A 25,393-nucleotide genomic window follows, 5' to 3' on the forward strand; every position below is an offset into this window, starting at 1 on the left:
CCGCTGCGGGTGCGGCGGCCATCCACGGCCGTTACGACCGCTACGGGTGCGACGACCATCGCAGCCAAGGCGACCGCTACGGGTGCGGCGGCCACTTCAGGGTTACGCGATACGTGACAGGTGCGCGACGGACGCGCACAGGAGTTCCGCCGGGCGCCGCGCGAACGGTACGCGAACGGCACGCGGGCACGGCAGACCACAGGAGGCGGCCAGGATGCCCCGCACGGTGAACCGCACGCTGCACGACAACTCCGACGAACGCCCCGGCCGCCACATGGCCGCCGAGATGGCCGAACAGCCCGACGTCCTGCGCCGCATCCTCGCCGAGGGCGCGTCCCGCATCCGTGGCGTCGCCGAGCAGGTCGCCGCCCGCCGGCCGCGGTTCGTCCTGTTCACCGCGCGCGGTACGTCGGACAACGCGGCCCTCTACGCCAAGTACCTGTTCGAAGTGCGGCTCGGCATGCCCTGCGGTCTCACCTCCATGTCCACGACCACCGCCTACGGCGCGCGGCCCGATCTCAGGGACTGCCTGGTCGTCACGGTCAGCCAGTCCGGTGGGTCACCCGACCTCGTCGCCTCGACCCGGGCCGCCCGCGAGGGCGGCGCGATCACCCTCGCGGTGACCAACAACGCCGGCTCGGCGCTCGCCGGCGTCAGCGAGTTCCACCTCGACATCCTGGCCGGCCCGGAACGCGCCCTGCCCGCCACGAAGACCTACACGGCCGAACTCCTCGCCCTCTACCTCTTCGTCGACGGCCTGCGCGACAGTTGGGGCCACCCGGGCCCGCACGCCGCGGGCGACCTGGCCGCGAAGCCACTGCCGGACCTGGCCGAGTCCGTCCTCGCCCGCCACGCCGAGGTCAAGGCCCTCGCCGCCCGCTACCGCTTCGCGGAGCGCATGGTGCTCACCTCCCGTGGATACGGCTACCCGACGGCCAAGGAAGCCGCCCTGAAACTCATGGAGACCAGCTACATCCCCGCCCTCTCCTACTCCGGAGCGGACCTCCTGCACGGCCCGCTCGCCATGGTGGACAACATCTCCCCGGTGATCGCGATCGTCACCGACGGCAAGGGCGGCGAGGCGCTGCGGCCCGTACTGGAGCGCCTGCGCGACCGGGGCGCCGACCTGGTGGTCATCGGCAGCCCCGCCGAGGTCGACCGGGCCGCGGCGGGCTTCGCGCTGCCGACCGAAGGCGTGGCCGAGGAACTCCAGCCGGTCCTCGAAATCCTCCCCCTCCAGATGCTCGCGTACGAAGTGACCCTCGCCCGAGGTCAGGACCCCGACGCCCCTCGCTCCCTGGCCAAGGTCACCAAAACCCACTGACCCACCCCACTGCCTGCCTCCTCCCGCTGTCTCAGAGCAGCGCACCCCCCGTTGCGTCGATCCACTGGCCGGTGACCCAGCGGCTGTCGTCCGAGGCGAGGAAGGCGGCGATGTCGCTGATGTCGCGGGGCTCGCCCACTCGGCCCAGGGGGGATATCTCCGCGGACGTCCGCCAGGCCTCGGGATCGTTGCGCAGCCAGCCCGCGTTCATGTCGGTGTCGACCACACCCGGGGCGATCGCGTTGACCGTGATGCCGCGGGGGCCCAGGTCCTTGGCGAGGGTCGAGGTGAAGACGTCGAGCGCGCCCTTGGTCATCGAGTAGGTGATCAGCTCGGGCGCGGCGGCGCCACGGGTGAGGACCGTGGAGATGTTGATGACACGGCCGCCGTCACGCATCCGTTCCAGACCCAACTGGGTGACGAAGAACGGAGCCTTCGTGTTGACCGCGAAGACGCGGTCGAAGTCCTCCTCCGTGACGCCCGCCAGCGGATCGCGCCGGGCGACAATGCCGGCGTTGTTGACCAGGATGTCCAAGCCGTCCGCCTGCGCGTCGAACGCGGACCACAGTGCCGCCGCGTCACCCGGCACGCCCAGTTCGGCACGGAGGGCGAAGGCCCGGCCGCCCGCCTCCTCGATCGACGTCACCGTCTCCTTCGCCGCTGCCTCGTCGCGTCCGTAATGCACCGCGACCAGCGCACCGTCCCGCCCCAGCCGCTCGGCGATCGCCCGGCCGATGCCCCTGCTACCGCCCGTGACCAGCGCCGTCTTGCCCGTGAGCACGCCCATGGCCGCGCCCCCTTTTCTGTATCGATGACTACAGAAAGACCGTAGCAGAGATTCCGTAGCGAGCGCTATAGAATTGGGGGATGGCGACGAAACAGCGCGGGCGGCCCCGGTCCTTCGACCGCGAGACGGCCCTGGAGCAGGCGATGCGGGCCTTCTGGGAGCACGGCTACGAAGCCGTCTCGATCGCCGACCTCACCGAGACCATGGGCATCAAGGCGCCGAGCCTGTACGCGGCGTTCGGGGACAAGCGGACGCTCTTCGAGGAGGCGGTCGAGGCGTACGTCCGGGACATCGGCGCCTTCTCCGGCCGCGCCCTCGCCGAGGAGCCGACGGCGCGCCGGGCCGTGGCGCGGATGCTGCGCGAGGCAGCGGCCTTTCACACCCTGCCGGGCTATCCGCGTGGCTGCATGATCATCACGGCCGCCACCAACTGCACGGTGCAGTCCGAAGAGGTCGTGCGCAGCCTTCAGGAGCGCCGTGCGCAGACCGTGGAACTGCTCGAAGGGCGGATCCGGGACGACATCCGGAGTGGCGAGCTGCCCGGCGCCATCGACGCGCACTCGCTCGCGACCTACGGTGCGACCGTGCTCCAGGGCATGTCACAGCAGGCGCGGGACGGTGCGGACCGTACGACCCTGGAGCGGGTCGCCGAACTCGCGATGGCCGCCTGGCCCGCCGGTCGGAGCGATGGCGGAGGGGAGGGGGCCGGAGGGGAGGGCGACTTGGCGCCGGAAGGGTAGCGGGAGGGAAGCGGGGAGCCCGGTCGGGCCGGGGACACCCGCGGGCCGCGGCGCCGGGACAGGACCCTCAACCTGTCCGGCACCGCAGCCCGGAGCTTCATCGGCCGGCCCGGCGGCAGGAGGCGTCCCACGTGCGGTAGGAACATCCGCCTGCCCAGAGGCCGGTCGACCGGAGGCCGTCGCGCAGTCAGGGCAGAGAGCGCTCGGGCCTCTTTCCGCTCTCCTGTGCGGGGAGAACGGAGGTTTCTGGAGGTTCGCGAAGTCTTCGTGCCGGTTTCGCGGGCCCGGGGGCCGTCCCTCGCGGGGTGCGGTACCGACTCATTGTGGACTAGACCAATCAGATCTGTCCATGGCCTTGCGAGGACAACACCTACACCGTACGCCGGTAGGCTCCAAGGCGTGCCCTCCATGAACGATCTCGTACGCCAGCACACCGCCCTCAGCGACTCCGACCTGGAGTGGCTGCACCTGCTGGTCTCGGAGTGGCAACTGCTCTCCGACCTGTCCTTCGCCGACCTGGTGCTGTGGGTGCCCACCCTCGACGGCACGCGGTACGTGTCCGTCGCCCAGATGCGGCCCAACACGGGGCCGACCTCCTACCAGGACGACATGGTCGGCCACCTCGTTCCGCGGGGCCGCCGCCCGATGCTCGATTCCGCCCTGGACGAGGGACGGATCGTACGGGAGGGCGACCCCGAGTGGCGCGAGGAGGTGCCGGTACGCGTCGAGTCGATCCCGGTGCGCCGCGAGGGCCGGGTGCTGGGCGTGATCGCGCGGAACACGAACCTGCTGACGGTACGGACGCCGAGCCGGCTGGAACTCACGTACCTCCAGAGCGCCTCGGACCTCGCCCAGATGATCGCCGCAGGATCCTTTCCCTTCCCCGGCCAGCAGGTCGACATGGACGCCTCGCCGCGGGCCGGGGACGGGCTGATCAGGCTGGACGCGGACGGCATCGTCCAGTACGCCAGCCCGAACGCGCTCTCCGCCTACCACCGCCTCGGCCTCGCCGCCGACCTCGTGGGTCACCACCTGGGCCAGACCACCGCCGAACTGGCGCCCGCGCGCGGTCCCGTCGACGAGGCGCTGGTCAAGCTGGCCAGCGGCTGGGCGCCCCGGGAGTTCGAGGTGGAGGGCGAGGACGGGGTGATCCAACTGCGCGCCATTCCGCTCAAGCCCAAGGGCACGCACATCGGTTCGCTGGTCCTGCTGCGCGACGTCACCGAACTCCGGCGCCGCGAACGGGAACTGATCACCAAGGACGCCACCATCCGGGAGATCCACCACCGGGTGAAGAACAACCTGCAGACCGTCGCCGCCCTGCTGCGTCTCCAGTCCCGCCGGATGGACTCCGAACAGGGGCGCGAGGCGCTCAACGAGGCCGTACGCAGGGTCGGTTCGATCGCGATCGTGCACGAGACGCTGTCCCAAAACCTGGACGAGCGCGTCGAGTTCGACGAGATCGCCGACCGGGTGCTGGCCATGGTCGCCGAGATCGCGCCAGGCGCCGTGACCACTCGCCGTACGGGCCGCTTCGGCATACTCGACGCCGAGGTCGCCACCCCGCTCTCCATGGTCCTCACGGAGGTCCTGCAGAACGCCCTCGAACACGCCTTCGTGCCGGGTGACCAGGGGTCCGTCGAGGTGGGCGCGGTCCGCGGCGGCAGCCGTACGGAACCCCGCCTGCTGGTCACGGTCCAGGACAACGGCCGCGGCCTCCCGGACGGGTTCGACCCGCACCGGACCGGGAATCTCGGGCTGCAGATCGTACGCACGCTCGTCGAGGGTGAGTTGGGTGGAAAGTTCGACATGGTGCCGGGAGCCGAACGGGGTACCCAGGTGATTCTCGACATTCCCGTACGCGCCGAGAAGCACTGATGAAGGAGCCGCTCATCAAGTGAGCGGCGGAAGTGTGGAATTCGGGAAATCCGGCGGAAAGCCCGCACGGTGCACCCGGCCCGCCGAATGGCCGTACAGCAGAACGAGGTAACGGAAGAGTGACGGCGGGGACGGTGAATGGACAACGGCTGGGAGGGGTAAGTCACCAGGGTCGTCCGGGAGATGAAGGTCCGGACCTTTGTGAGGCGAGAACGGAGACCGGGTGAGGGGCGTGCTGAGGGAGCCCGGGGTGGCCGGCCGGTGGTGAGGCGTCGGCGGCCGCAGCGGGTCCGGACAGCAGTAAGCCCCGGACCCATTCGGTCCGGGGCTCAAAGCTCACGTTGCGTGGGGAGCTCCCAGGCGCCCGGGGCGCTGGGGGAGCATCGGGGGTACTGCGCGCTGCGGCTCGGGGGCCACGGGGCGTCTGGCGGTCAGGCGCTGGCGTTGCGCGCCCGGTTGCGAGCTGCACGGCGCTTCATGGCGCGGCGCTCGTCTTCGCTGAGACCACCCCAGACGCCGGAGTCCTGGCCGGACTCAAGCGCCCACTGCAGGCACTGCTCCATGACGGGGCAGCGGCGGCAGACGGCCTTGGCTTCCTCGATCTGCAGCAGCGCAGGACCGGTGTTGCCGATGGGGAAGAAGAGCTCGGGGTCTTCCTCGCGGCAAACGGCGCGGTGACGCCAGTCCATGGCTGCTCCATCTCCTCGTGTGACGGGATCGTTGCTTGTGAATGTGAACGCTTTCACGAATCCCTCCACAAGGGAAGGGCCGAACCCCAGTTGAGAACTGGTGCGGTCCTGAAGAATGAGGAGGAGGATTCGGGCTCTCAAGGGGGCCGGTAGAAACGGCCGTCCCGATCGCCATGAAGAGACTCGCAAACCTCGGCGGCGGATACAACCCCTTCCGGAAACTTTTTTTTGATTCCTTGGTGTCGCCTAGGTCACAGCCGTACTTCTAGGGGGTGGAAGTCAGCCTAAACGTTCGACTGAAAGGACTTTAGGCCCTACTGCTCACACAATCACACGCAGTGCACGGCGAACGCCTGTGAACGTCACGCTCGTACGGAGTCCTAGGTGGTCACCGTCCATCTGGAAGGGCAGTGGCGCCTGCGAATGCAAGGTGAAGTCCGTCAAGTCATGGAGCGAGACCACATGCTTGCCCCGGGGGCCGCGCTCCGGTGTTGACGCCAGGAGCTGGGTCGCGTAGCGGGTCACCGCAGATGCGGACAGTTTGGACAGGGCGAACACGTCGAGCGCCGTGTCGAAGGAGGCCGCCGGGGCCGGGTAGACCGGGCGATTGCCCAGGTAGGTCCAGGGGGCGGTGTTGCAGATTATCGACATGACGAGCTGTTCCACCGGGTCCTCGCCCGGGCGCTCCAGCGTGATCGTGCCGTGCCGGCGGTTCGACTCGCCGACGTACTGGCGCAGCACCTGCCGCATGTAGAGCGAGTGCGTCGAACGCTTGCCCCGCTCCCGCTGCTGTTCGACCCGGCCGACCACACCCGCGTCGAAGCCGAAGCCCGCGCAGAACGTGAACCAGCGAGCCGGTACGCCCTCGTCCTCCGTGCCGGGCGTGCCGGCGGCCAGGCCCAGGCCGACGGTGCGTTCGCTGCCGTCACGCAGCGCGTCCAGAAGGGCGCCGGTCGCCTCGACGACATCGTTGGGCAGGCCGAGGGCCCGGGCGAAGACGTTGGTGGAGCCGCCGGGGACGACGGCCAGGCGCGGGAGGGATTCGGGGGCGGGGCCGTGCGTCAGCAGACCGTTGACGACCTCGTTCACCGTGCCGTCGCCGCCGAGCGCGACGACCAGCTCGATCTGACCGCCCTCGGCCGCCTGCCGGGCCAGGTCCCGGGCGTGTCCGCGGTAGCGGGTCTCGGCGACCTCCAGCTTCAGGTCGCTGGCCAGCGCGTGGGTGAGGACTTCACGCGTACGCGCACTGGTGGTGGTAGCTGCGGGATTGACCACGAGAAGTGCGCGCATGTGCAGCAGGGTACCTACCTGCCGGTACCCGACCCACTCCCTGCCCGCCGTGCGGAGGGGGTCCCGGGGCTACCCTGCTGGGGTGAGCAGTGAGCAGAAACGGCCGGCGGCCGAGGCGGCCAAGCCCTCCCGGCGGGCCGAGGCGACGCGGGGCAGCAAGCCGGACCGGCGGAACGTGCAGGCCGGGGGCACGAAGGCCGGATCGGGCGGAAAGTCCGGGAGGACCGAGAAGTCTGGGAAGGGCGGCAAGGCGACCGGGCAGAGGCCGGACGGCAAGGGCGGCGCCACCGCCTCTCCCGCGCCGAGCGGGCCGCGGCCGGCCCGGCTCACCGCCGCCGCGGTGCTCACCGCCGTCGAAGGCCTGGCGCTGGCCGCCCTCGGCGTCTACATGCTCATCGACGGGCTGACCGGCTCGCCCGACAGTCCCCGCCAGGCGGAGACGGGCGGCCTGACCGTGATCGCGCTGGCGGTGCTGCCGCTGGTCGCGGCGCGCGGACTGTGGCTGCGGCGCCGCTGGAGTCGCGGCCCCTCGCTGATCACCCAGATCGTGGCGTTCCCCGTGGCCTGGACGCTGATCAACGGTGGCGGCGCGCTGATCGCGGCCGGTGTCGGCCTGGCGGTGGTCGCGGTCGCCGTACTCGGACTGCTGGTGAACCCGACGGCCACCGAGGCGCTGGGGATCACTCCCAGGGAGTGAGGACGGGGCCGGGGCCCGGCCCCCGCGGCCGGCTGGGGAGCGCGCCCAGGGTGGCTGTGGGCGACCGGACGCCGGTTCCCGGCCACCGGCCCGGGTGGTAAGCGCGGGTCTGCTCCTGGGGGTGCGGAGTGGCCCGCACGGGGCCCCGTACGGCACGTGTGTCGTACGACATCCCGCGCGCGGTTCGGCCACTCGGCGTCCCTCGCGTGATGCCCACGCCGCCGCACGACGGACGCCCCATGCACGACGCCCCGGGCTCGATACCGAGGCCGGGGCGGTGGCGGTGGTGCAGGCACAGGTGCCGGTGCTGCCGGGCTACTCCTCCACCAGGAGCTTGTCGCGGAGCTGGGCCAGGGTGCGGGCCAGCAGGCGGGAGACGTGCATCTGGGAGATGCCGACCTCCTGGGCGATCTGCGACTGGGTCATGTTGCCGAAGAAGCGCAGCAGCAGGATCTTCTTCTCCCGCGGCGGCAGGTCCTCCAGCAGCGGCTTGAGCGACTCGCGGTACTCGACGCCCTCCAGCGCCTCGTCCTCGGCGCCCAGGGTGTCGGCGACGGCCGGCGACTCGTCGTCGGTGTCCGGCACGTCCAGCGACAGCGTGCTGTACGCGTTGGCCGACTCCAGGCCCTCCAGGACCTCCTCCTCGGAGATCGCGAGATGCTCGGCCAGCTCGTGGACCGTGGGGGAGCGGCCGTGGCGCTGCGAGAGCTCGGCGGTCGCGGTGGTCAGCGACAGCCGCAGCTCCTGGAGGCGGCGGGGCACCCGGACCGCCCAGCCCTTGTCGCGGAAGTGCCGCTTGATCTCGCCGACGACCGTGGGCGTGGCGTACGTGGAGAACTCCACGCCGCGGTCGGGGTCGAAGCGGTCCACGGACTTGATCAGGCCGATGGTGGCGACCTGGGTCAGGTCGTCCAGCGGCTCGCCGCGGTTGCGGAAGCGCCGGGCCAGGTGCTCGACGAGCGGCAGATGCATCCGCACGAGCGTGTTGCGCAGCTCGGCGCGCTCCGCCGATCCGTCGGGCAGCTTGCGGAGCTCGTAGAACATCGCCCGCGCGCCGCTGCGGTCATGGGGGTCGTGAGGGTCATGGGGGTGGTGCGGGGTGTGCGGATCGCGCTCGTTCCGCTTGTTCTCGCTCTGGTCCATGTGGTCCGCCCGCTCTGCCTGCTCCGCCGCGTCCAAACGGCCGCCGTGGTCATCCGCGCCCACCGGTTGCGGCCGGGCATGATGCTGCTCGGGGATGGCCGTGACGGGCGCCATCCGCGTGCCGCTTTCAAGATCCTTCACGGGGCCCCCTGTTCGGTCATGACGGTCCGGGACCGGCGCCGCGCTCCTTGTACAGGCTGATGGTGACCGTACGGTCCTCGGCGACGGTGGAGTCGACCTTGCCGGCCAGCGCGGAGAGCACCGTCCAGGCGAAGGTGTCGCGCTCGGGGGCGCGGCCGTCGGTCGTCGGGGCCGAGACGGTCACTTGCAGCGCGTCGTCGATCAGGCGGAAGACGCAGCTCAGCACGGAGCCCGGCACGGCCTGTTGCAGAAGAATCGCGCACGCCTCGTCCACGGCGATCCGCAGATCCTCGATCTCGTCGAGGGTGAAGTCCAAGCGGGCTGCGAGTCCGGCCGTGGCCGTACGCAGCACCGACAGGTAGGCACCCGCAGCGGGCAGCCGGACTTCCACGAAGTCCTGGGTCCCGGGCTCGCCTGCGATCTGGGACACCCTCACCTCCAAGGTGACACAAGCTGGTTGAGCTGATATTCGCGCCGGTCGCGGCCCCTCTCGTGACAAGAGGAGAACGATCCGGCGCGGCACATGGTTCGCCTGCGACGCTATCGCGATCTGCGGGGCGATGTCGCCCGGAAGAGGCAGCGCCGGCTTCCGGTACGACGGCTGGACTCACAGCGTCCCGCAGTCCCACGACTGTCACTCATTGTAAGCCTACGGGTACGGACAGTGGCTAGGGGTCTGCACTGCCAAATCGGAACCAGTTACGCTGCGTTGACGTTCGAGACGCCCGCGAGGTTGTACAGCGCATCTCCAGTGAGCCGGAAGACGGTCCATCCGTCCATGGGTTCGGCGCCGATGGACCGGTAAAAACCGATGGACGGTTCGTTCCAATCCAGGACTGACCACTCGAAACGCTCGTAGCCGCGCTCCGTGCAGATCTCCGCGAGCGCCGAGAGGAGCGCCTTGCCGTGGCCGCCGCCGCGCGCCTCCGGACGGACGTAGAGATCCTCCAGATAGACACCGTGCGTGCCCGTCCACGTCGAGAAGTTCCGGAACCACAGGGCGAAGCCGACCGGGCCCTCGGCGTCCTCCGCTATGAGTGCGAACGCCGCCGGATGTGCGCCGAAGAGCGCCTCGCGCAACTGCGCCTCGGTGGCCTTCGCGGACTCCCGGGCACGCTCGTACTCGGCCAGCTCGCGGATCATCGTGTGGATGACGGGTACGTCGTCGACCGTCGCGGTGCGGATCATGCCTGAAGGCTAGCGGGCGGCACTGACATCCGGCCCCGGGGTGCGGTGATCCCGCCGGACCGGGCCTGCGCAAGGCGCCCAAAGGGGACGGAAGGTGTCATGGTGGCTGCGCGGACGGGGCCTCGTCGGCTCGCACGGCCTGTCGGCTCTCGGGGGCCCTCGGCTCGCGGTCCGTCGGCTCGCGCGGTCCCTCGGCCCTCGCCGTCCGCCGGCCCGGTCGACGGTCCCGTCGCCGGCTCAGACGACGGTCTCGTCGACGAAGCACCACCGCCAGCTCTCGCCCGGCTCGTACGAGCGCATCACCGCGTGGCCGGTCGCCGCGAAGTGCGCCGTCGCATGCCGGAACGGCGAGGAGTCGCAGCAGCCGACGTGGCCGCACACCAGGCACAGCCGTAGCTGCACGGGGTGGCTGCCGACCGCCTCGCACTCGGGGCAGGTGGCGCTCAGCGCGGCGGGTTCGGGGCGCGGCAGACCGGGAACATGCGGGCACTCGCTCATGATTGCCAGGTTAGATCGCCGGAGCGGGCGCGGCACGGGCGGCCGCGACGGCGACCGGGGCGGCACGGGCCGGCCACGGTGGAACAGGACAGGACGGTCGGGACCGATGGACGTGATGCCACTACTGCTGCTGGTCGCGGGGAGCGCGGCGGTCGCCGGGGCCGCCCGGCGCACGCCCGTACCGGGACCGCTGCTGCTCGTCGCCACCGGCCTGGCGGCGGCCTACATCCCGGGCGTACCGGACTACACGCTCGATCCGCACATCGTGCTGCCGCTGTTGTTGCCCCCGCTGCTGCACACCGCGGCACTGGAGAGCTCCTACCTGGACCTGCGGGCCAACCTGCGGCCGGTGGCGCTGCTGTCGGTCGGCTACGTGCTCTTCGCGACGGTCGCCGTCGGGTACGTCGCCTACCTGGTCGTCCCGGACCTTCCGCTGGCGGCGGCGCTCGTCCTCGGCGCGGTGGTCGCGCCGCCGGACGCCGTGGCCGCCACCGCCATCGCCCGCAGACTGCGCCTGCCGAACCGGATCACGACGATCCTCCAGGGCGAGTCGCTGGTCAACGACGCCACCGCGATCACCGCGTACAAGGTGGCGGTGGCCGCCGCCGCGGGGGTGGGCGCGACCTGGACCGACGGCATCCGCGCGTTCGCGGTCGCGGCGCTCGGCGGCATCGGCGTCGGAGTGGTGCTGATGATCCCGCTGCACTGGCTGCGCTGCCGGCTGCGGGACGCGCCGCTGCTGGAGAACACCCTGTCGCTGCTCATCCCGTTCGTGGCCTATCAGGTCGCCGAGGAATTCGGGGCGTCCGGTGTGCTGGCGGTCGTCGTGGTCGCGCTCTACCTCGGACACCGCTCCTGGCAGGTCGACTTCGAGACGCGCCTCCAGGAGGAGGCCGTGTGGAAGATGGTCTCCTTCGTGCTGGAGTCGTCGGTGTTCGCGCTGATCGGTCTGCAACTGCCGGTCGTACTGCGCGGGCTCGGTGAGTTCAGCGGCGTCCAGGCCGCCTGGTACGCCGTCCTGGTCTTCCTGGTGGTGGTGCTCACGCGCTTCGTCTGGGTCTTCCCCGCGACGTTCCTGCCGCGCATGCTGTCCGAACGCATCCGCACCCGCGAACCCGGCACGAACTGGAAGGCGCCGGTGATCGTCGGGTGGGCCGGGATGCGCGGCGTGGTGTCGCTGGCGATCGCCTTCTCGATCCCGGTGACCGTCCAGGGCTCCGGCGACGGGTTCCCGGCGCGCAACCTGGTGCTCTTCCTGACCTTCACGACCGTCATCGGCACCCTCGCCGTCCAAGGGCTGACGCTGCCGCCCCTGATCCGCGCGCTGCGGCTGCCCCCACGGGACGTACAGGGCGAGACGCTCGCCGAGGCACAGGCCCAGAACGAGGCGTCACGGGCCGCGGAGCAGCGGCTGGCCGAACTGCTGGAGGACGAGCGCAACGCGCTGCCGGGCCCGCTGGCCGACCGGCTGCGCACGGTCATGGAGCGGCGGCGCAACGCGGTGTGGGAGCGGCTGGGCACGGTCCACGAGGCGACGGGGGAGTCGGCGGACGACACGTACCGGCGGCTGGCGCGGGAGATGATCGACGCCGAGCGCAAGGTGTTCGTACGGCTGCGGGACGAGCGGCGGATCGACGACGAGATGATGAGCGTGCTGCTGAAGCGGCTGGATCTGGAGGAGGCCGCGGCGTACCGGGAGGGGGCCGACTAGGGCGGCGGGCTCGGGGCGTCGCCCTACGGGCCGCGGCTTGAGGACCGCGGACCACGGGGGCGTGGGTCCGGGGGCCGCGGATTAAGGGGCGTGGGTCCGAGGGCCGCGCATCACGGAGTCGGAGCCCCTGTCACGACCGCCGTGACGGTGCTGCCGGGCGGGAAGGCGCCCTCCTGGGCCAGGGTCGTCAGCCCCAGGAGGAGCTTGGCGACGTAGAGGCGTTCCAGGGGTATGCCGTGCCGGTCCTCGAAGTCGGCGGCGAAGGCGTCCAGTTCGGGGGTACGGCGGGCGTATCCGCCGCAGTGGAAGCGGTCGTCCAGGTCCCAGGTGCCGCGCCGGCCGCCGAAGGCCGCGTACTGGAGGCGTTCGGTCTCCGCGGCGAGGAAGTGCGGTGTGCCGCCCTTGAGGACGGGTATGCCGAGGGCCCGCTGGTCCGGCGCCAGTCCGGCGGCCAGGCCAGCCAGTGTGCCGCCGGTGCCGCAGGCGACGGCGACGACGTCCGACGCGCCGTGCAGTTCCCGGCCCAGGGCCGTGCAGCCCTGGACGGCGAGGGCGTTGCTGCCCCCTTCCGGTACGGCGTAGTGCGGTCCGAAGCGTTCCCGGAATGCGGCGGCGGTCTCCGGCTCGGCCTTGCGGCGGTATGCGGCGCGGTCGACGAAGTGCAGGCGCATGCCGTCGGCGGCGCAGCGTGCCAGGGACGGGTTCAGCGGCTTGTCCGCCAGTTCCGCGCCGCGTATGACGCCGACCGTCGCGAACCCCAGGAGACGGCCGGCCGCGGCGGTGGCGCGCAGATGGTTGGAGTACGCGCCGCCGAACGTGAGCAGCGTGTGCTCACCGGCCTCGGCCGCCGCCCGCAGGTTCAGCTCCAGCTTGCGCCACTTGTTGCCGGGCAGCTCGGGGTGGATCAGGTCGTCCCGTTTGAGCAACAGCCGCACACCGCGGCGCGCGAACCGCCCGTCCTCGACGTGCTGGAGGGGGGACGGCAGGCGCGGCCGCAGTGCGGCGAGGTCGGGGACGGCGGAGGTCACCCGGCCATTGTCGCGTGCCGGCGGGCGCTGCTTCACCCGCCGTCAGGCCCTACGGGCGGGACGGGTGCCGCGGGTGCTACTTGAGGCGGGCGCCGATGCGGGCGCGCATGTCCTTCATCGTGAAGCCCTTGGGGTCTATCTTGTCCGCGCGCCATTCCAGGTGGCCGACGACCGAGTACTCGTTCCAGCCATGGACCCGGCACAGCGCCGCCGCGGCCTTCTCGATGGCCTCCAGCTGGGCCTCGGGCCACGGGTCCTTGCCGTCGCCCATGTTCTCGCACTCGAAGCCGTAGAAGTGGACGTTGCCGTCGGCGTTGTACTGGTTGGTGGGGGGCAGCTGCTTCCGCTCGGCGATCACGGCGTTCAGGACGTCGCGGTCGCCGCTGCCCGCGTGGTTGGTGCGCCCGCAGCCGACCAGGTGCACCCGGCCGTCCTTGGTGATCACGCCGTGGCACAGCGGCCCCGGCAGCGCCGAGGTGCCGTGGTAACACAGGCGGACCGTGCTCTCCGTCCCGGACGTGACGGTGTGGTGGATCACCACACCGTGCACCGGGCCCCAGTCACCGTGGCCGTCGCGGTTGTGCGTACGCCACTCGCCGACCTCGACGATCTCCAGGCCCTCGTCTCTGAGGGCCTTGATGAAGGTGTTCGCGGACATGGGTGGGGCCATGGCCGACTCCGTTCGGTGCGCGGCGGCCGCCGACCGCGCACCGCCTCATAAAACGCTTGTACTGGAACGTCAGGTCACAGACCAGCCGTTCGTCGCGTGTACGAGCGGATGAGCGAGCGGTTTCAGCCGCTTTCCACCGCTTTCAGCCGTGGGAAGCACCGCCTTTCAGCCGCGCAGGAAACCGTCACCGTGCGTGGCGATGTGAGCCTCCAGCGCGCTCAGCGCCTCCTGGGTGGCGTCGGCGGTGCCGTTGCCGCGACGTTCCGCATAGTAGGCCGCGCCCAGCTTCTTCAGCAGGTCGTTGCCGGCCCGCTGCTGCTGGACCTCGTCGACCTTCTGCTTGCCCTGGTTGAGCGCGCTCTGTGCCTGCTCCTTGGCGCGGTCGAGAAAGCCTGCCATTGCTGCCTCCGGTGAGGTTGGGGGAGGGGCGGACGGCCCCGCTGCCGTCGCGGTGCCGTACCGGATCAACGGACCGGACGTTACCCGCGTTCCCGTGCCAGGCTGGGGAGGTGGACAGGGGTACGGAGGGGACCGCGGACGAAGAACCGGACGGGAAACCGGGCGCGGACCCGGGCGGGTACCGGGAGCGGGCCGCGCGGCTGCCCGGCGCGGTCGTCTGGGAGAAGCGGGCGCCCGGCGGCCCGGCGCCGCAGCGGGTGCTGCCCGACGGCTGCACGGACCTGATCTGGTGGGGCGGCCGGCTGACCGTGGCCGGGCCGGACACCACCGCGCACACCCCCGCCGCGCGGCCGGGCGAGATCGTTGTCGGACTGCGCTTCGCCCCCGGCCAGGGGCCCGCCGTCTTCGGCGTGCCGGCCCACACGCTGCGCGATCAGCGGGTGCCGCTGGAGGAGCTGTGGCCCCGGGGCCTGGTGGACCGGCTGGCCGGAACGGTGGCCGGGACCGATTCACCCGGACGGGTGCTGGAGGAGATCGCCGTACACCGCCTCCGGGAGGCCGCCGGCCCGGCCGACCCCGCGCACAGCGCGATCGCCGCGGCGCTCGGCCGCGGCCGGTCCGTGGCGGAGGCCGCCCGGGCCGTGGGCATCGGCGAGCGGCAGCTGCACCGCCGGTGCCTGGAGGCGTTCGGGTACGGTCCCAAGATGCTGGCCAGGGTGCTGCGCCTCGGCCGCGCGCTGGAACTGGCCCGCGGCGGGACGCCGTACGCGGAGGTGGCGGCCCGCGCCGGGTACGCGGACCAGGCGCATCTGGCGCGTGAGGTGAAAGCGCTGGCGGGGGCCCCGCTGGGGGTGATCGTGGCCCCGAGGTAGCTTGTCCGTCATGGACTACCAGGCCGTTCTTGAGGAGGTAGCGGCCTATGCGAGGCCGTATGTCGGACATGGGCAGGTTGCCGATTACATACCGGCGCTGGAGAAGGTGCCGACGGACCGCTTCGGCATAGCGGTGGCCGACATCAACGGTGAGGTGTACGGGGTGGGGGACTGGGAGGTCCCGTTCTCCGTCCAGTCCATATCGAAGACCTTCTCGCTGGCGCTGGTCATGGCCAACGACAGCGAGGACATCTGGAAGCGGGTCGGCCGCGAGCCGTCGGGCACGCCGTTCAATTCGCTGGTGCAACTGGAGTGGGAGAACGGCGTACCGCGCAATCCCTTCATCAACGCGGGCGCGCTCGTCGTCACCGACCGGCTGCAGACGCTGACCGGCGACGCCAGCACCACGATGCTGCACTTCCTGCGCGAGGAGAGCGGCAACCCGGACCTCGCCTTCGACCAGGCCGTGGCGGACTCCGAGGCGGAGCACGGCGACCGCAACGCGGCGCTCGCCCACTTCATGGCCAGCTTCGGCAACCTGGAGAACCCCGTCCCCAGCGTCATCGAGCACTACTTCTGGCAGTGCTCGATCGAGATGAGCTGCCGCGACCTGGCGGCGGCCGGCGGGTTCCTGGCCCGGCACGGACTGCGCGCCGACGGCAGCCGCCTGCTGGAGGCGCGCGAGGCCAAGCGGATCAACGCGGTGATGCTGACCTGCGGCACCTACGACGCGGCCGGCGAGTTCGCGTACCGGGTGGGGCTGCCCGCCAAGAGCGGCGTCGGCGGCGGGATCGTCGCGGTCGTACCGGGCCGCTGCACGCTGTGCGTGTGGAGCCCCGGCCTGGACAGCCGCGGCAACTCGGTCGCGGGCGCGGCGGCGCTGGACCACTTCACGTCGCTGACCGGCTGGTCGGTGTTCTGAGCCGGCCGCCCGGTGGCGGGCGGTGCTTCCCCGGGCGCATCGTGGGGGCGAGGAGGTGCGTCGCCATGGAGCACGAGATGCGCGCCGAGTACGCCGAGGACGCTGCGGGCACTGCGGACGCGGAGGCAGGTTCGCCGCAGACGCACGACCCGGTGAAGCTGTGGCACATGGTGCGGCTGGACGGTACCCGGTCGATGTGCGGCCGCGAACTGCGACCGGACGCGGCGGTGCAGTCCGCGGACGTCTGGGGCACGGCCGCGGCCGAACCTTTCTGCCACTCCTGCGGGGCGCTGTACCTGCGCGAGGTGCCGTAGCCCCGGCGGCGGGCCTCAAGAGGGCTCGCATCCGTATCCATACCCGCGTATCCGTACCCGTGCCTGTCCCGCGCGCCTACGCCAGCGCCGCGAAAAGGTCCACTCCGTGCCCGTCCGGGTCCCGGACCATCGCGTACCGCTGCCCCCAGGGCGCGTCCCACGGTTCCTTCTCGCCGGTGTACCCGGCGGCGGTCAGCTCCGCGTAGACCTTGTCGACCCCGGCCGGGTCCGCACACTCGAAGGCCAGGCCCGTCGGGGTGCCGGCCCCCGGCGGCGTCCACTCGGGGTCGATGGAGCGCGCGACGGCGTACGTGTCCCACATCAGGCGCAGACCGCCGGGCAGTGTCGCCTCGGCGTGCGGGGCGGTGTCGGCTTCCGCCGGGACCGGCAGGCCCAGGCGGCGGTAGAAGGCGAGGGAGGCCGCCATGTCGGCGACGACGATGCCGATCGCCGCCAGGCGCGGCGTCGTGGTTCCGGGGGTGGGGTGCGTTTCGTTGCTCATACGGGGAGCGTAGGGAGCGCCGCGTGGCCTGGTCTTGAACGAATCGGACACCGGTACGGGACGGGCACCGCTGTGGACAGGGGACGGGCACCGCTACGGCACGGGAGGCGGCGGCTTCACGGGCACCGGATGACCTGCCCCGCGTACGACAGGTTGCCGCCGAACCCGAAGAGCAGCACAGGGGCGCCGGGCTGGATCTCCCGCCGTTCCACCAGCTTGGACAGGGCCAGCGGTACGGAGGCGGCCGAGGTGTTGCCGGACTCGACGACATCGCGCGCGATCACCGCGTTGACCGCGCCGATGCGTTCCGCGAGCGGCTCGATCAGCCGCAGGTTGGCCTGGTGGAGCACGACTCCGGCGAGGTCCTCCGGCTGGATGCCGGAGCGCTCGCACACCTGGCGGGCGATGGCCGGGAGCCGGGTGGTCGCCCAGCGGTAGACGGTCTGGCCCTCCTGGGAGAACCGGGCCGGGGTGCCCTCGATGCGGACGGCATCGCCCATCTCCGGGACCGAACCCCACAGCACCGGGCCGATCTCCGGCTCCGACGCCGCCGTGACGACCGCGGCGCCCGCGCCGTCCCCGACGAGCACGCAGGTCGAGCGGTCCGTCCAGTCGACCACGTCGGTGAACTTCTCGGCGCCGACGACCAGCGCGTTGACGGCCGAACCGGCCCGGATGGCGTGGTCGGCGGTGGCCAGCGCGTGGGTGAAGCCCGCGCAGACCACGTTGAGGTCCATGGCGGCGGGGGCCGGCAGGCCGAGCCGGGCGGCGACCCGTGCCGCGGTGTTGGGGCTGCGGTCGACGGCTGTGCAGGTGGCCACCAGGACGAGATCGATGTCCTGGGCGGTCAGACCGCTGGCGGCGAGCGCCTTGGCCGCCGCGGCCGCCGCCATCGCGTCCACGCTCTCGTCGGGGGCCGCGACGTGCCGGGTGCGGATGCCGACACGGCTGCTGATCCAGGCGTCGTCGGTGTCGACGATCTTCGCGAGGTCGTCGTTGGTGAGCACCTCGGAGGGCTGGTAGTGGCCGAGAGACAGGACGCGTGAGCCCGTCATGGGATCCCCTGAGCGTGTGCGGACGGTGTCTGTCCAGTGTTGGGGGTGTGGGTGCCGAGGACGTTGCGAGAACCGCCAATCTTCGGGGACGAGAACTGGAGGGAAATCACGGACTATGCGGAACGGATGCCTCCGACGGCTGTCGGGCGGAGGCCGTGATCTCGCGCACGATGTCGGCTCGGGGCGCGCGCACGATGTCGGTCCGGGACGCGTGCACGACGTCGGTCCGGATCCCGCGTACGCCGTCGGTCCAGACCTCGCGTACGACCTCGGCGCGGCCCGTACAGCGGAGTGCTGCACGGGCCGCGCCGAGGGTGGGTGCCCGCCGCTCAGCCGAGCGGCTTGAAGCGGCGCAGCCGGAGGCTGTTGGCCACCACGAAGACCGAGGAGAAGGCCATCGCGGCCCCGGCGATCATCGGGTTGAGCAGCCCGGCGGCGGCCAGCGGCAACGCGGCGACGTTGTAGCCGAAGGCCCAGAAGAGGTTGGCCTTGATGGTGCCGAGGGTGCGGCGGGCGAGGCGGATGGCGTCCGCGGCGGCGCGCAGGTCGCCCCGTACCAGCGTCAGGTCGCCCGCCTCGATGGCGGCGTCCGTGCCGGTGCCCATCGCCAGGCCCAGGTCGGCCTGGGCGAGCGCGGCCGCGTCGTTGACGCCGTCGCCGACCATGGCGACCGACTTGCCCTCCGCCTGGAGTCGCTTGACGACCGCGACCTTGTCCTCGGGCAGCACCTCCGCGACGACATGTTCCGCGTCGATGCCGACCTCGGCGGCGACCGAGCGGGCGACGGCCGTGTTGTCGCCGGTGAGCAGCACCGGGGTGAGGCCGAGGGCGCGCAGCCGCCGGATCGCCTCGGCACTGGTGGGCTTGACCGCGTCGGCGACGACGAGCACGGCGCGCGCCTCCCCGTCCCACGCGACGGCGACCGCGGTGTGCCCGGCCTCCTCGGCGGCGGCCTTGGCGTCCGCCAGGGTGGCGGGCAGCTCGATGGCCCACTCGGCGAGGAGCGAGGTACGGCCGACGAGGACGGCGTGGCCCTCGACGACGCCCCGGACACCGCGGCCGGGTACGTTCGCGAAGTCCTCCGGGCCGGGCAGCCCGCCCGTACGCTCGTCCGCCGCGGTCGCGACGGCGCGGGCGACGGGGTGCTCGGAGGAGTGCTCCAGGGCGCCGGCCAGGCGCAGCGCCTCGGTCTCGGACACGCCGTCGGCGAGGTGGACGGCGGTGAGGGTCATCGCGCCGGTGGTGACCGTGCCGGTCTTGTCCAGGACGACGGTGTCGACGCGGCGGGTCGTCTCCAGCACCTCGGGCCCCTTGATCAGGATGCCGAGCTGGGCGCCGCGGCCGGTGCCGACCATGAGCGCGGTCGGCGTGGCCAGACCCAGGGCGCACGGGCAGGCGATGATCAGTACGGCGACCGCGGCGGTGAACGCGGCGACCGCGCCCGCACCGGTGGCCAGCCAGTAGCCCAGGGTGCCGAGGGCCAGCGCGATGACGACCGGGACGAAGACGGCGGAGATCCGGTCGGCCAGGCGCTGGGCGGCGGCCTTCCCGTTCTGCGCGTCCTCGACCAGCCGCGCCATCCGGGAAAGCTGGGTGTCCGCGCCGATCCGGGTCGCCTCGACGACGATCCGGCCGCCCGCGTTGACGGTGGCGCCGGTGACCGGGTCGCCGGGGGAGACCTCGACGGGCACGGACTCGCCGGTGAGCATCGAGGCGTCCACGGCGGAGGACCCGTCCACGACCGTACCGTCGGTGGCGATCTTCTCGCCGGGACGGACCACGAACCGGTCGCCGACCGCCAGCTCACCCACCGGTACGCGTACCTCGCGCCCGCCCCGCAGCACCGCCACGTCCTTGGCGCCCAGCTCCAGCAGCGACTTCAGCGCGGCCCCGGCCCGCCGCTTGGAGCGCGCCTCGAAGTAGCGTCCGGCCAGGATGAAGGCGGTCACCCCGGCGGCGGCCTCCAGATAGATGTTGCTGCCGCCGTCGCCGCGTTCGATGGTCAGCGTGAACGGGTGGGTCATACCGGGCATCCCGGCGTGGCCGAAGAACAGGGCCCACAGGGACCAGCCGAGCGCGGCGAGCGTGCCCATGGAGACCAGGGTGTCCATGGTCGCCGTACCGTGCCGCAGGTTGGTCCAGGCGGCCTTGTGGAACGGCCAGGCGCCGTACGCCACGACCGGCGCCGCCAGGGTCAGCGACAGCCACTGCCAGTTGGTGAACTGCAGCGCCGGGACCATCGCCATCAGGATCACCGGTACGGCCAGCAGCACCGAGACGGTCAGGCGCTGCCGCAGCGGGGCGAGCGGGTCGGCGGCGCCCGGCTCGGGCGCCGTGGCCGGGGCCGTGCCGGGATCCGGTGGCGGCGGGGCGGGGGCAGGGGGCTCCGGGACGGTGGCCGTGTAACCGGTCTTCTCGACGGTGGCGATCAGATCGGCGACCTCGACGTCGGCGCCGTCCTCGTAGGTGACCTTCGCCTTCTCCGTCGCGTAGTTGACGGTGGCGGTGACGCCGTCCATCCGGTTGAGCTTCTTCTCGATACGGGCGGCGCAGGAGGCGCAGGTCATGCCGCCGATCTCCAGCTCGATGCCGCGCTCGTCGACGGTGGTGGTCATGGCTGCTCCTTCGGGAGGCGGGGGTGACGGCAGGGGCGGCCGCCGTCGTCCACTGCCAGAACTTTATACCCCTAGGGGGTATGAGTGCTACCCCTCCCCGGTATGCGACGGCGCAACCTCGCCTGACCCGTCCGAGACCGCCCGTAGCACCCGCCCGCCCAGCCGCCGCAGGTGCTCCGCCAGCTCCGGCGGCTCGTGGACGGTGAATTCGCTGCCGAGCATCGCCAGCCGGAACGCCGTCCACTCCAGCGAATCGGGCCGGGTGCGCACCCGGCACGCCCCCTCGCCCAGCGGCTCCACCGCGACCACCGCGCGCCCCAGCCGATCGCACACCTCGGTGGCGGGCGCCTGCACCGTGACCACCGCGGCGCAGCCGGGCCCCATGCCCTGCATCCGCTCCCTGACGAACGTGGCGGCATCCTCGGCGGGCAGCTCGCGCGGCGGCGTCCGTACCCCGGTGGGGTACGGCTCGCTCAGCCGGTCCACACGGAAGATCCGCCAGTCCTCCCGCTCGTCGTCGTACGCCACCAGGTACCAGCGGCGCCCCGCCGCGACCAGCCGGTGCGGCTCCACCAGCCGCTTGGAGCGGACGCCGTCGCCCGCCCGGTAGGTGAAGCGCAGCCGCTCCCGGTTGGCGACGGCCGCGGCGAGGGCGGTCAGGTGCGCGGGATCGACCGTCGGGCCGTCCCCGGCGGGCATCGGTACGGTGGCGGTGCCCAGCGTGCCCACCCGCCGCCGCAGCCGGGACGGCAGGACCTGTTCCAGCTTGGCGAGGGCCCGTACGGACGCCTCCTCGATGCCGTCGACGGTGTGCCCGGCCGCCGAGCGCAGTCCGACGGCGATGGCCACCGCCTCCTCGTCGTCCAGCAGCAGCGGGGGCATCGCGGTGCCCGCCGCGAGCCGGTAGCCGCCTTCCGCGCCCATCGTGGCGTGCACCGGGTACCCGAGGTGGCGCAGCCGCTCGATGTCGCGGCGGACGGTGCGGGTGGTGACCCGCAGGCGGTCGGCCAGTTCGCTCCCGGGCCATTCGCGGGGTGTCTGGAGGAGGGACAGCAGGTTCAGCAGGCGGGCCGAGGTCTCACTCATGCCGTCGATGATGCCGGGCTCAGTAGGACCGGGGCTGTCCTCTATGGACCGTAGGGTCGAGATCTGTCCCCGAGCCCCGGAGTCGGGGCTCTTCGCGGAGTGCCGGAGCCTGTGAAGCCCGGACCTGCCGCTCCCGTCCTGAAGCATCCCAGGAGTCACCGCCATGCCCACCCCGCCCACGACCACCCCCGGCGCGTCCGACCCGGCCGACGCGACCGGTGCAGCCGACGCGACCGGCCGCAGACGCTGGTTCGCGCTCGCCGTCGTGCTGACCGCCGCCTTCATGGACCTGGTGGACGCGACCATCGTCAACATCGCCGTGCCCAGCATCCAGCGGGACACCGGCGCCTCGTTCGGTGCCGTCCAGTGGATCACCGCCGGCTATGCGCTGGCCTTCGCCGTCGGCCTGATCACCGGCGGCCGGCTCGGCGACATCCACGGTCGCCGGCGGCTCTTCCTGCTCGGTATGGGCGGGTTCACCGTCGCCTCCGCGCTGTGCGGCATCGCCGCCGACCCGGGGCTGCTGATCGCCGCCCGCGTCCTTCAGGGCGCGATGGCCGCGCTGATGGTGCCGCAGGTGCTGGCGATCATCCACGTCACCTTCCCCGCACACGAACGCGGCAAGGTCTTCGGCATGTTCGGCGCCGTCATAGGGCTGGGCGCGGTCTGCGGTCCGCTGATCGGCGCGCTGCTGACGCAGTGGGACATCCTCGGTCTCCAGTGGCGCCCGATCTTCCTGATCAACCTCCCGGTCGGCATCGCCGGCATCGTCCTCGGGCGCCGTTTCATCGCCGAGTCGCGCGCTCCCAAGGCGCTGCGCCTGGACCTCGGCGGCATGGTCCTCGTCGCGCTCGCCCTCCTGATGGTGCTCCACCCGCTCACCCAGGGCCGCGAGACGGGCTGGCCCGCCTGGGGGTTCGTGTCGATGGCCGCGAGCCCGCTCGTCTTCGCCGCCTTCATACGGTACGAGCGCGCCAAGGCCCGCAAGGACGGCTCACCGCTCGTCGAACTCTCCCTCTTCAAGCTCCGGACGTTCGTCGCGGGCGCCGGTGTGCAGCTCACCTTCGGGGCGCTCTCGGGCCTGTTCTTCCTCGTCTGGACCCTGTGCATGCAGCTCGGCCTGGGCTGGAGCCCGCTGCGCGCCGGGCTGACCGGGGTGCCGTTCTCGGTCGCCTGCTCGGCGGCGGCCGGTGTCTCCGTACAGAAGCTGGTGCCCCGGTTCGGGCGCAAGGTGATGCAGGCCGGAGCGCTGATCATGCTCTCCGGTGTGCTGCTCTACATCGCCGAAGCCACGCGGTACGGCACGGACTTGACGTCCTGGCAGATGGTGCCCGCCCTGCTGCTGATGGGCGGTGGCATGGGCCTGATCGTCGCCCCGATCACCGACGCGGCCCTTTCGGAGATACCGCCGGAACACTCCGGATCGGCGTCCGGGGTCTTCAACACCACGAGCCAACTGGGCATGGCGTTCGGCCTCGGCCTGTCGTCGGTGGCCTTCTTCGGCGTCCTCGACGGAGCGGCCGGGCGGGACCCGAGGGCGACGGTCGTCGACGCGACGGTCACCTCGCTGTGGTGGGTGGCGGCCGGCTTGGCGGTCGTCTTCCTGCTGCTGTTCCTGATGCCGGGGAAGCCGCGTACGGCGGGAAGGGGCGACGGGCCGCGAACGAGCGGAGAGCCGCGGGAGAACGGAGCAGTGGAACGGGTCCTGACCCGCTGACACGGGCCGGTCGGGCCGTCCGTCGCGGGGCGTCTATGCCTCCGGCGGGTAATCCCTGCCGTTCAGGGCCCGGTAGAGGAACCGGGTGGTCGCCTCGATGGCCTCCTCCTCGGTCATCCCGGGCCACGGTTGCGCGGGCGCGTCCAGCATCGCGCTCATCATCAGCAGGGTGGTCTCGGGGGAGGCCGGCAGGTTCTGTACGTGTTCCAGGTGGTCGGCCAGGTCGTCGAGCTGAGCGCGGCGGAACTGGTCGAAGGTGCGGGTGAAGTCCTCACTGACGAGCGCTGCCTGGCGGAGCGCGACCATGGTCGCCGCATGCTCCTGGTGCACGCGCCAGTAACTGGCCACGTGGTAGCGGATCGCTTCCGGGTCGGTGAAGTCCGACTTGTGCTGATCGGTCGCGGCGTAGGCGTCGTTCGCCGCGGACAGTTCGTCCAGCAGCGCCCTGAGCAGGTCTTCCTTGCTCGTGAAGTGGCGGTAGAAGGAGCCCGCGGCCCGGCCGGCCTCCGTCGTGATGTCAGTGATCTTGGTGTTCAGGTAGCCGCGGTCGGCGAACAGGCGCTTGGCCGCCTCGATCAGCGCCGCCCTCGTCTCGACCGCCTGCTCCGCGCGCTTCACGTCTCCTCCAGCTCTCTTGACATCGCACGCTAGCAGCCTCACGATGAATACACATTCAGCGAATGGGGATTCATCATGCGAGTGCTTGTGGTGGGCGGCGGCCCGACCGGGCTGACCCTGGGGATCGAACTGGCCCGGCGCGGCGTCGGAGTGCGGGTCGTCGACAAGGCGACCGCGTACTTCGACGGCTCGCGCGGCGACGGCCTCCAGCCGCGCACGCTGGAGGTCTTCGACGATCTGGGCGTGCTGGACGCCGTACGGGCCGCCGGTGCGCCGCCCGGGCCGCTCCGTGTGCACGTCGACGGCCGGTACGTGGGCGAGCACTGGATGGCCGAATTGCGCGAGCCCCTGCCCGGGGTGCCGTATCCGAACGGGTGGGTGCTGGGGCAGTCGCAGACCGAGGAGATCCTGCGGGCGCGGCTGCTGGAGTTCGGCGTACGGGTCGAGCTGGGCACCGCGCTGGTCGGCCTGGAGCAGGACGCGGACGGGGTGACCGCGCGGCTCGCCACGGGTGAGGAGGCCCGGTTCGACTACCTCGTCGGCGCCGACGGCGGCGCCAGTTTTGTCCGCAAGGCGATCGGCGTGGACTTTCCCGGCACCACCGACGAGACCTTCCGGGTGCTGGTGGGCGACGTGTCCGCGCCCGGTCTCGACCCGGCGGTCGGCCACTGGTTCGCCGGGCCGGACAACCCGGTGTTCGGTGTCGCGCTGACCCCGCTGCCCGGCACCGGGCGGTTCCAGTTCATCTCCCCCCTGGGCGAGGGCGACGACGCCTCTCTGGAGACGATGCAGGCCGCCCTCGACCGGTTCTCGGCCGGTGTGCGTCTGACCGGACACGGCTGGTCGACGGTGTGGCGGCCGAACGTACGGCTGGCCGAGCGGTACAGGGCCGGGCGCGTCTTCCTGGCCGGCGACGCCGCGCACGTCCACCCGCCGACCGGCGGACAGGGCCTGAACACCGGCGTGCAGGACGCCTACAACCTGGGCTGGAAGCTGGCCGCGGAGACCGCGCTGGACAGCTACGAGACCGAGCGGCGGGCCGTCGCGGCCCGTGTCCTCGGCGTCAGCACCGGCCTGCTGGAGAAGTACGTCGCGGGCAGCGCCGACGCCCACAAGCGCGGCGAGGAGAACTTCGGCCTCGACATCACCTACCGGGCCCCGGACGCCACCGGTGCCCTCGTCACCGGCGACCGCGCCCCGGACGCCCCGCTGCTCGACGCGGACGGCAAACACGTCCGCCTCTTCGACCTCTTCCGCGGCCCGCACTTCACCCGGCTGGTCTTCGGCGCGTCCGCCCCGGACGAGGAGCATGCCTACGCTGTGCTGCGACCCGGCGAGGAGCCCGGCGGCGAGATACCCGGCGACGGGCGTCCCGGCCGCGGACGGTATGTCGTCGATGCCGAGGGCCACGCCTTCGCGGGTTATGCGGCGGCGTCCGGCGACACCTTCCTGGTCCGCCCGGACGGCTATCTGGCCTGAGAGGTCCGTGTCATGAGAGGAGGTGCCAGG

The 25,393-nt window shown here is 71.8% G+C and carries 25 protein-coding genes; 10 read left to right on the top strand and 15 right to left on the bottom strand.

The window, feature by feature from the left end; genetic code table 11:
- The first annotated feature begins 214 nt into the window (after positions 1 to 214).
- Positions 215 to 1,324 carry an SIS domain-containing protein gene (locus ACZ4QV_RS01460; RefSeq protein ID WP_361146781.1) on the top strand — a complete coding sequence of 370 codons (1,110 nt, stop codon included), beginning with the start codon at positions 215 to 217 and terminating at the stop codon, positions 1,322 to 1,324.
- A 31-nt stretch (positions 1,325 to 1,355) separates the two neighbouring features.
- On the opposite strand, the gene ACZ4QV_RS01465 is transcribed toward ACZ4QV_RS01460, so the two are convergent.
- On the bottom strand, positions 1,356 to 2,111 hold the full coding sequence (locus tag ACZ4QV_RS01465) for a glucose 1-dehydrogenase (protein ID WP_361586336.1): 756 nt from the start codon (positions 2,109 to 2,111) through the stop codon (positions 1,356 to 1,358).
- 80 nt (positions 2,112 to 2,191) lie between these two features.
- Here ACZ4QV_RS01465 and ACZ4QV_RS01470 point away from each other — a divergent pair, with 80 nt between their 5' ends.
- Complete coding sequence (locus tag ACZ4QV_RS01470) at positions 2,192 to 2,851, top strand: TetR/AcrR family transcriptional regulator (protein WP_467762471.1); 660 nt, start codon at positions 2,192 to 2,194, stop codon at positions 2,849 to 2,851.
- Positions 2,852 to 3,259: 408 nt separating this feature from the next.
- A complete protein-coding gene (locus tag ACZ4QV_RS01475; RefSeq protein ID WP_361146773.1) occupies positions 3,260 to 4,729 on the top strand; it encodes a sensor histidine kinase in 1,470 nt (489 codons plus the stop codon).
- A gap of 431 nt (positions 4,730 to 5,160) precedes the next feature.
- On the opposite strand, the gene ACZ4QV_RS01480 is transcribed toward ACZ4QV_RS01475, so the two are convergent.
- Complete coding sequence (locus tag ACZ4QV_RS01480; RefSeq protein ID WP_003983230.1) at positions 5,161 to 5,418, bottom strand: WhiB family transcriptional regulator; 258 nt, start codon at positions 5,416 to 5,418, stop codon at positions 5,161 to 5,163.
- Between the two features lie 321 nt (positions 5,419 to 5,739).
- Positions 5,740 to 6,708: a diacylglycerol/lipid kinase family protein gene (locus ACZ4QV_RS01485; RefSeq protein ID WP_030017263.1), complete on the bottom strand. Its 969-nt coding sequence runs from the start codon at positions 6,706 to 6,708 to the stop codon at positions 5,740 to 5,742.
- A 175-nt stretch (positions 6,709 to 6,883) separates the two neighbouring features.
- On the opposite strand from ACZ4QV_RS01485, the gene ACZ4QV_RS01490 reads away from it, so the two are divergent.
- Positions 6,884 to 7,405: a hypothetical protein gene (locus ACZ4QV_RS01490; protein WP_467762550.1), complete on the top strand. Its 522-nt coding sequence runs from the start codon at positions 6,884 to 6,886 to the stop codon at positions 7,403 to 7,405.
- Positions 7,406 to 7,720: 315 nt separating this feature from the next.
- Here the strand turns inward: ACZ4QV_RS01490 and ACZ4QV_RS01495 are convergent, their stop codons facing one another.
- From ACZ4QV_RS01495 to ACZ4QV_RS01510, 4 genes are all read right to left on the bottom strand, one after another.
- On the bottom strand, positions 7,721 to 8,662 hold the full coding sequence (locus tag ACZ4QV_RS01495) for an RNA polymerase sigma factor SigF (protein WP_031001162.1): 942 nt from the start codon (positions 8,660 to 8,662) through the stop codon (positions 7,721 to 7,723).
- A 43-nt stretch (positions 8,663 to 8,705) separates the two neighbouring features.
- Complete coding sequence (locus tag ACZ4QV_RS01500; protein ID WP_003985353.1) at positions 8,706 to 9,119, bottom strand: ATP-binding protein; 414 nt, start codon at positions 9,117 to 9,119, stop codon at positions 8,706 to 8,708.
- Between the two features lie 269 nt (positions 9,120 to 9,388).
- Entirely contained in the window at positions 9,389 to 9,877 is a 489-nt protein-coding gene (locus ACZ4QV_RS01505) for a GNAT family N-acetyltransferase (protein WP_361146767.1), read from the bottom strand.
- 237 nt (positions 9,878 to 10,114) lie between these two features.
- Complete coding sequence (locus tag ACZ4QV_RS01510) at positions 10,115 to 10,375, bottom strand: UBP-type zinc finger domain-containing protein (protein WP_031001164.1); 261 nt, start codon at positions 10,373 to 10,375, stop codon at positions 10,115 to 10,117.
- A 106-nt stretch (positions 10,376 to 10,481) separates the two neighbouring features.
- Here ACZ4QV_RS01510 and ACZ4QV_RS01515 point away from each other — a divergent pair, with 106 nt between their 5' ends.
- The gene (locus ACZ4QV_RS01515) at positions 10,482 to 12,086 is read left to right on the top strand and encodes a Na+/H+ antiporter (protein ID WP_361586324.1); all 1,605 of its coding nucleotides are present in this window, start codon (positions 10,482 to 10,484) and stop codon (positions 12,084 to 12,086) included.
- A gap of 110 nt (positions 12,087 to 12,196) precedes the next feature.
- Here the strand turns inward: ACZ4QV_RS01515 and ACZ4QV_RS01520 are convergent, their stop codons facing one another.
- The 3 genes from ACZ4QV_RS01520 to ACZ4QV_RS01530 form a co-directional block, all read right to left on the bottom strand.
- On the bottom strand, positions 12,197 to 13,114 hold the full coding sequence (locus ACZ4QV_RS01520; RefSeq protein ID WP_361146762.1) for a 1-aminocyclopropane-1-carboxylate deaminase/D-cysteine desulfhydrase: 918 nt from the start codon (positions 13,112 to 13,114) through the stop codon (positions 12,197 to 12,199).
- A gap of 76 nt (positions 13,115 to 13,190) precedes the next feature.
- Positions 13,191 to 13,784, bottom strand: coding sequence for an N-acetylmuramoyl-L-alanine amidase (locus tag ACZ4QV_RS01525; RefSeq protein WP_361146759.1), 594 nt, complete (start codon positions 13,782 to 13,784; stop codon positions 13,191 to 13,193).
- Between the two features lie 165 nt (positions 13,785 to 13,949).
- Complete coding sequence (locus tag ACZ4QV_RS01530) at positions 13,950 to 14,183, bottom strand: hypothetical protein (RefSeq protein WP_361146756.1); 234 nt, start codon at positions 14,181 to 14,183, stop codon at positions 13,950 to 13,952.
- Between the two features lie 110 nt (positions 14,184 to 14,293).
- Between ACZ4QV_RS01530 and ACZ4QV_RS01535 the strand changes: the two genes are divergently transcribed.
- The 3 genes from ACZ4QV_RS01535 to ACZ4QV_RS01545 all read left to right on the top strand — a co-directional run bounded on the left by ACZ4QV_RS01535 (position 14,294) and on the right by ACZ4QV_RS01545 (position 16,291).
- Complete coding sequence (locus ACZ4QV_RS01535; RefSeq protein ID WP_467762472.1) at positions 14,294 to 15,055, top strand: helix-turn-helix domain-containing protein; 762 nt, start codon at positions 14,294 to 14,296, stop codon at positions 15,053 to 15,055.
- A 10-nt stretch (positions 15,056 to 15,065) separates the two neighbouring features.
- On the top strand, positions 15,066 to 15,977 hold the full coding sequence (locus tag ACZ4QV_RS01540) for a glutaminase (protein WP_361146754.1): 912 nt from the start codon (positions 15,066 to 15,068) through the stop codon (positions 15,975 to 15,977).
- Positions 15,978 to 16,042: 65 nt separating this feature from the next.
- Positions 16,043 to 16,291, top strand: coding sequence for a hypothetical protein (locus ACZ4QV_RS01545; RefSeq protein ID WP_361146751.1), 249 nt, complete (start codon positions 16,043 to 16,045; stop codon positions 16,289 to 16,291).
- A gap of 76 nt (positions 16,292 to 16,367) precedes the next feature.
- On the opposite strand, the gene ACZ4QV_RS01550 is transcribed toward ACZ4QV_RS01545, so the two are convergent.
- From ACZ4QV_RS01550 to ACZ4QV_RS01565, 4 genes are all read right to left on the bottom strand, one after another.
- Positions 16,368 to 16,793, bottom strand: a complete 426-nt coding sequence (locus ACZ4QV_RS01550; RefSeq protein ID WP_361146748.1) for a VOC family protein — start codon at positions 16,791 to 16,793, stop codon at positions 16,368 to 16,370.
- A gap of 116 nt (positions 16,794 to 16,909) precedes the next feature.
- Entirely contained in the window at positions 16,910 to 17,848 is a 939-nt protein-coding gene (locus ACZ4QV_RS01555) for a beta-ketoacyl-ACP synthase III (RefSeq protein WP_361146746.1), read from the bottom strand.
- 329 nt (positions 17,849 to 18,177) lie between these two features.
- A complete protein-coding gene (locus ACZ4QV_RS01560; protein WP_361586317.1) occupies positions 18,178 to 20,463 on the bottom strand; it encodes a heavy metal translocating P-type ATPase in 2,286 nt (761 codons plus the stop codon).
- Positions 20,464 to 20,550: 87 nt separating this feature from the next.
- Positions 20,551 to 21,549, bottom strand: a complete 999-nt coding sequence (locus ACZ4QV_RS01565; RefSeq protein ID WP_361640218.1) for a helix-turn-helix transcriptional regulator — start codon at positions 21,547 to 21,549, stop codon at positions 20,551 to 20,553.
- Between the two features lie 163 nt (positions 21,550 to 21,712).
- Here ACZ4QV_RS01565 and ACZ4QV_RS01570 point away from each other — a divergent pair, with 163 nt between their 5' ends.
- Complete coding sequence (locus tag ACZ4QV_RS01570; protein WP_361640220.1) at positions 21,713 to 23,266, top strand: MFS transporter; 1,554 nt, start codon at positions 21,713 to 21,715, stop codon at positions 23,264 to 23,266.
- 33 nt (positions 23,267 to 23,299) lie between these two features.
- Here the strand turns inward: ACZ4QV_RS01570 and ACZ4QV_RS01575 are convergent, their stop codons facing one another.
- The gene (locus ACZ4QV_RS01575; RefSeq protein WP_361146735.1) at positions 23,300 to 23,884 is read right to left on the bottom strand and encodes a TetR/AcrR family transcriptional regulator; all 585 of its coding nucleotides are present in this window, start codon (positions 23,882 to 23,884) and stop codon (positions 23,300 to 23,302) included.
- Between the two features lie 75 nt (positions 23,885 to 23,959).
- Here ACZ4QV_RS01575 and ACZ4QV_RS01580 point away from each other — a divergent pair, with 75 nt between their 5' ends.
- Complete coding sequence (locus ACZ4QV_RS01580) at positions 23,960 to 25,363, top strand: FAD-dependent monooxygenase (RefSeq protein ID WP_361640222.1); 1,404 nt, start codon at positions 23,960 to 23,962, stop codon at positions 25,361 to 25,363.
- Positions 25,364 to 25,393: the final 30 nt, after the last annotated feature.

Source organism: Streptomyces sp. NPDC026394, assembly GCF_055567735.1.

What these genes read in the sequence shown, in the direction of transcription:
- ACZ4QV_RS01460 (WP_361146781.1), top strand. Translation starts at nt 215, where the DNA reads ATGCCCCGCACGGTGAACCGCACGCTGCACGACAACTCCGACGAACGC.
- ACZ4QV_RS01465 (WP_361586336.1), bottom strand. Translation starts at nt 2,111, where the DNA reads ATGGGCGTGCTCACGGGCAAGACGGCGCTGGTCACGGGCGGTAGCAGG.
- ACZ4QV_RS01470 (WP_467762471.1), top strand. Translation starts at nt 2,192, where the DNA reads ATGGCGACGAAACAGCGCGGGCGGCCCCGGTCCTTCGACCGCGAGACG.
- ACZ4QV_RS01475 (WP_361146773.1), top strand. Translation starts at nt 3,260, where the DNA reads ATGAACGATCTCGTACGCCAGCACACCGCCCTCAGCGACTCCGACCTG.
- ACZ4QV_RS01480 (WP_003983230.1), bottom strand. Translation starts at nt 5,418, where the DNA reads ATGGACTGGCGTCACCGCGCCGTTTGCCGCGAGGAAGACCCCGAGCTC.
- ACZ4QV_RS01485 (WP_030017263.1), bottom strand. Translation starts at nt 6,708, where the DNA reads ATGCGCGCACTTCTCGTGGTCAATCCCGCAGCTACCACCACCAGTGCG.
- ACZ4QV_RS01495 (WP_031001162.1), bottom strand. Translation starts at nt 8,662, where the DNA reads ATGGCGCCCGTCACGGCCATCCCCGAGCAGCATCATGCCCGGCCGCAA.
- ACZ4QV_RS01505 (WP_361146767.1), bottom strand. Translation starts at nt 9,877, where the DNA reads ATGATCCGCACCGCGACGGTCGACGACGTACCCGTCATCCACACGATG.
- ACZ4QV_RS01510 (WP_031001164.1), bottom strand. Translation starts at nt 10,375, where the DNA reads ATGAGCGAGTGCCCGCATGTTCCCGGTCTGCCGCGCCCCGAACCCGCC.
- ACZ4QV_RS01515 (WP_361586324.1), top strand. Translation starts at nt 10,482, where the DNA reads ATGGACGTGATGCCACTACTGCTGCTGGTCGCGGGGAGCGCGGCGGTC.
- ACZ4QV_RS01525 (WP_361146759.1), bottom strand. Translation starts at nt 13,784, where the DNA reads ATGGCCCCACCCATGTCCGCGAACACCTTCATCAAGGCCCTCAGAGAC.
- ACZ4QV_RS01530 (WP_361146756.1), bottom strand. Translation starts at nt 14,183, where the DNA reads ATGGCAGGCTTTCTCGACCGCGCCAAGGAGCAGGCACAGAGCGCGCTC.
- ACZ4QV_RS01540 (WP_361146754.1), top strand. Translation starts at nt 15,066, where the DNA reads ATGGACTACCAGGCCGTTCTTGAGGAGGTAGCGGCCTATGCGAGGCCG.
- ACZ4QV_RS01545 (WP_361146751.1), top strand. Translation starts at nt 16,043, where the DNA reads ATGGAGCACGAGATGCGCGCCGAGTACGCCGAGGACGCTGCGGGCACT.
- ACZ4QV_RS01550 (WP_361146748.1), bottom strand. Translation starts at nt 16,793, where the DNA reads ATGAGCAACGAAACGCACCCCACCCCCGGAACCACGACGCCGCGCCTG.
- ACZ4QV_RS01555 (WP_361146746.1), bottom strand. Translation starts at nt 17,848, where the DNA reads ATGACGGGCTCACGCGTCCTGTCTCTCGGCCACTACCAGCCCTCCGAG.
- ACZ4QV_RS01560 (WP_361586317.1), bottom strand. Translation starts at nt 20,463, where the DNA reads ATGACCACCACCGTCGACGAGCGCGGCATCGAGCTGGAGATCGGCGGC.
- ACZ4QV_RS01565 (WP_361640218.1), bottom strand. Translation starts at nt 21,549, where the DNA reads ATGAGTGAGACCTCGGCCCGCCTGCTGAACCTGCTGTCCCTCCTCCAG.
- ACZ4QV_RS01570 (WP_361640220.1), top strand. Translation starts at nt 21,713, where the DNA reads ATGCCCACCCCGCCCACGACCACCCCCGGCGCGTCCGACCCGGCCGAC.
- ACZ4QV_RS01580 (WP_361640222.1), top strand. Translation starts at nt 23,960, where the DNA reads ATGCGAGTGCTTGTGGTGGGCGGCGGCCCGACCGGGCTGACCCTGGGG.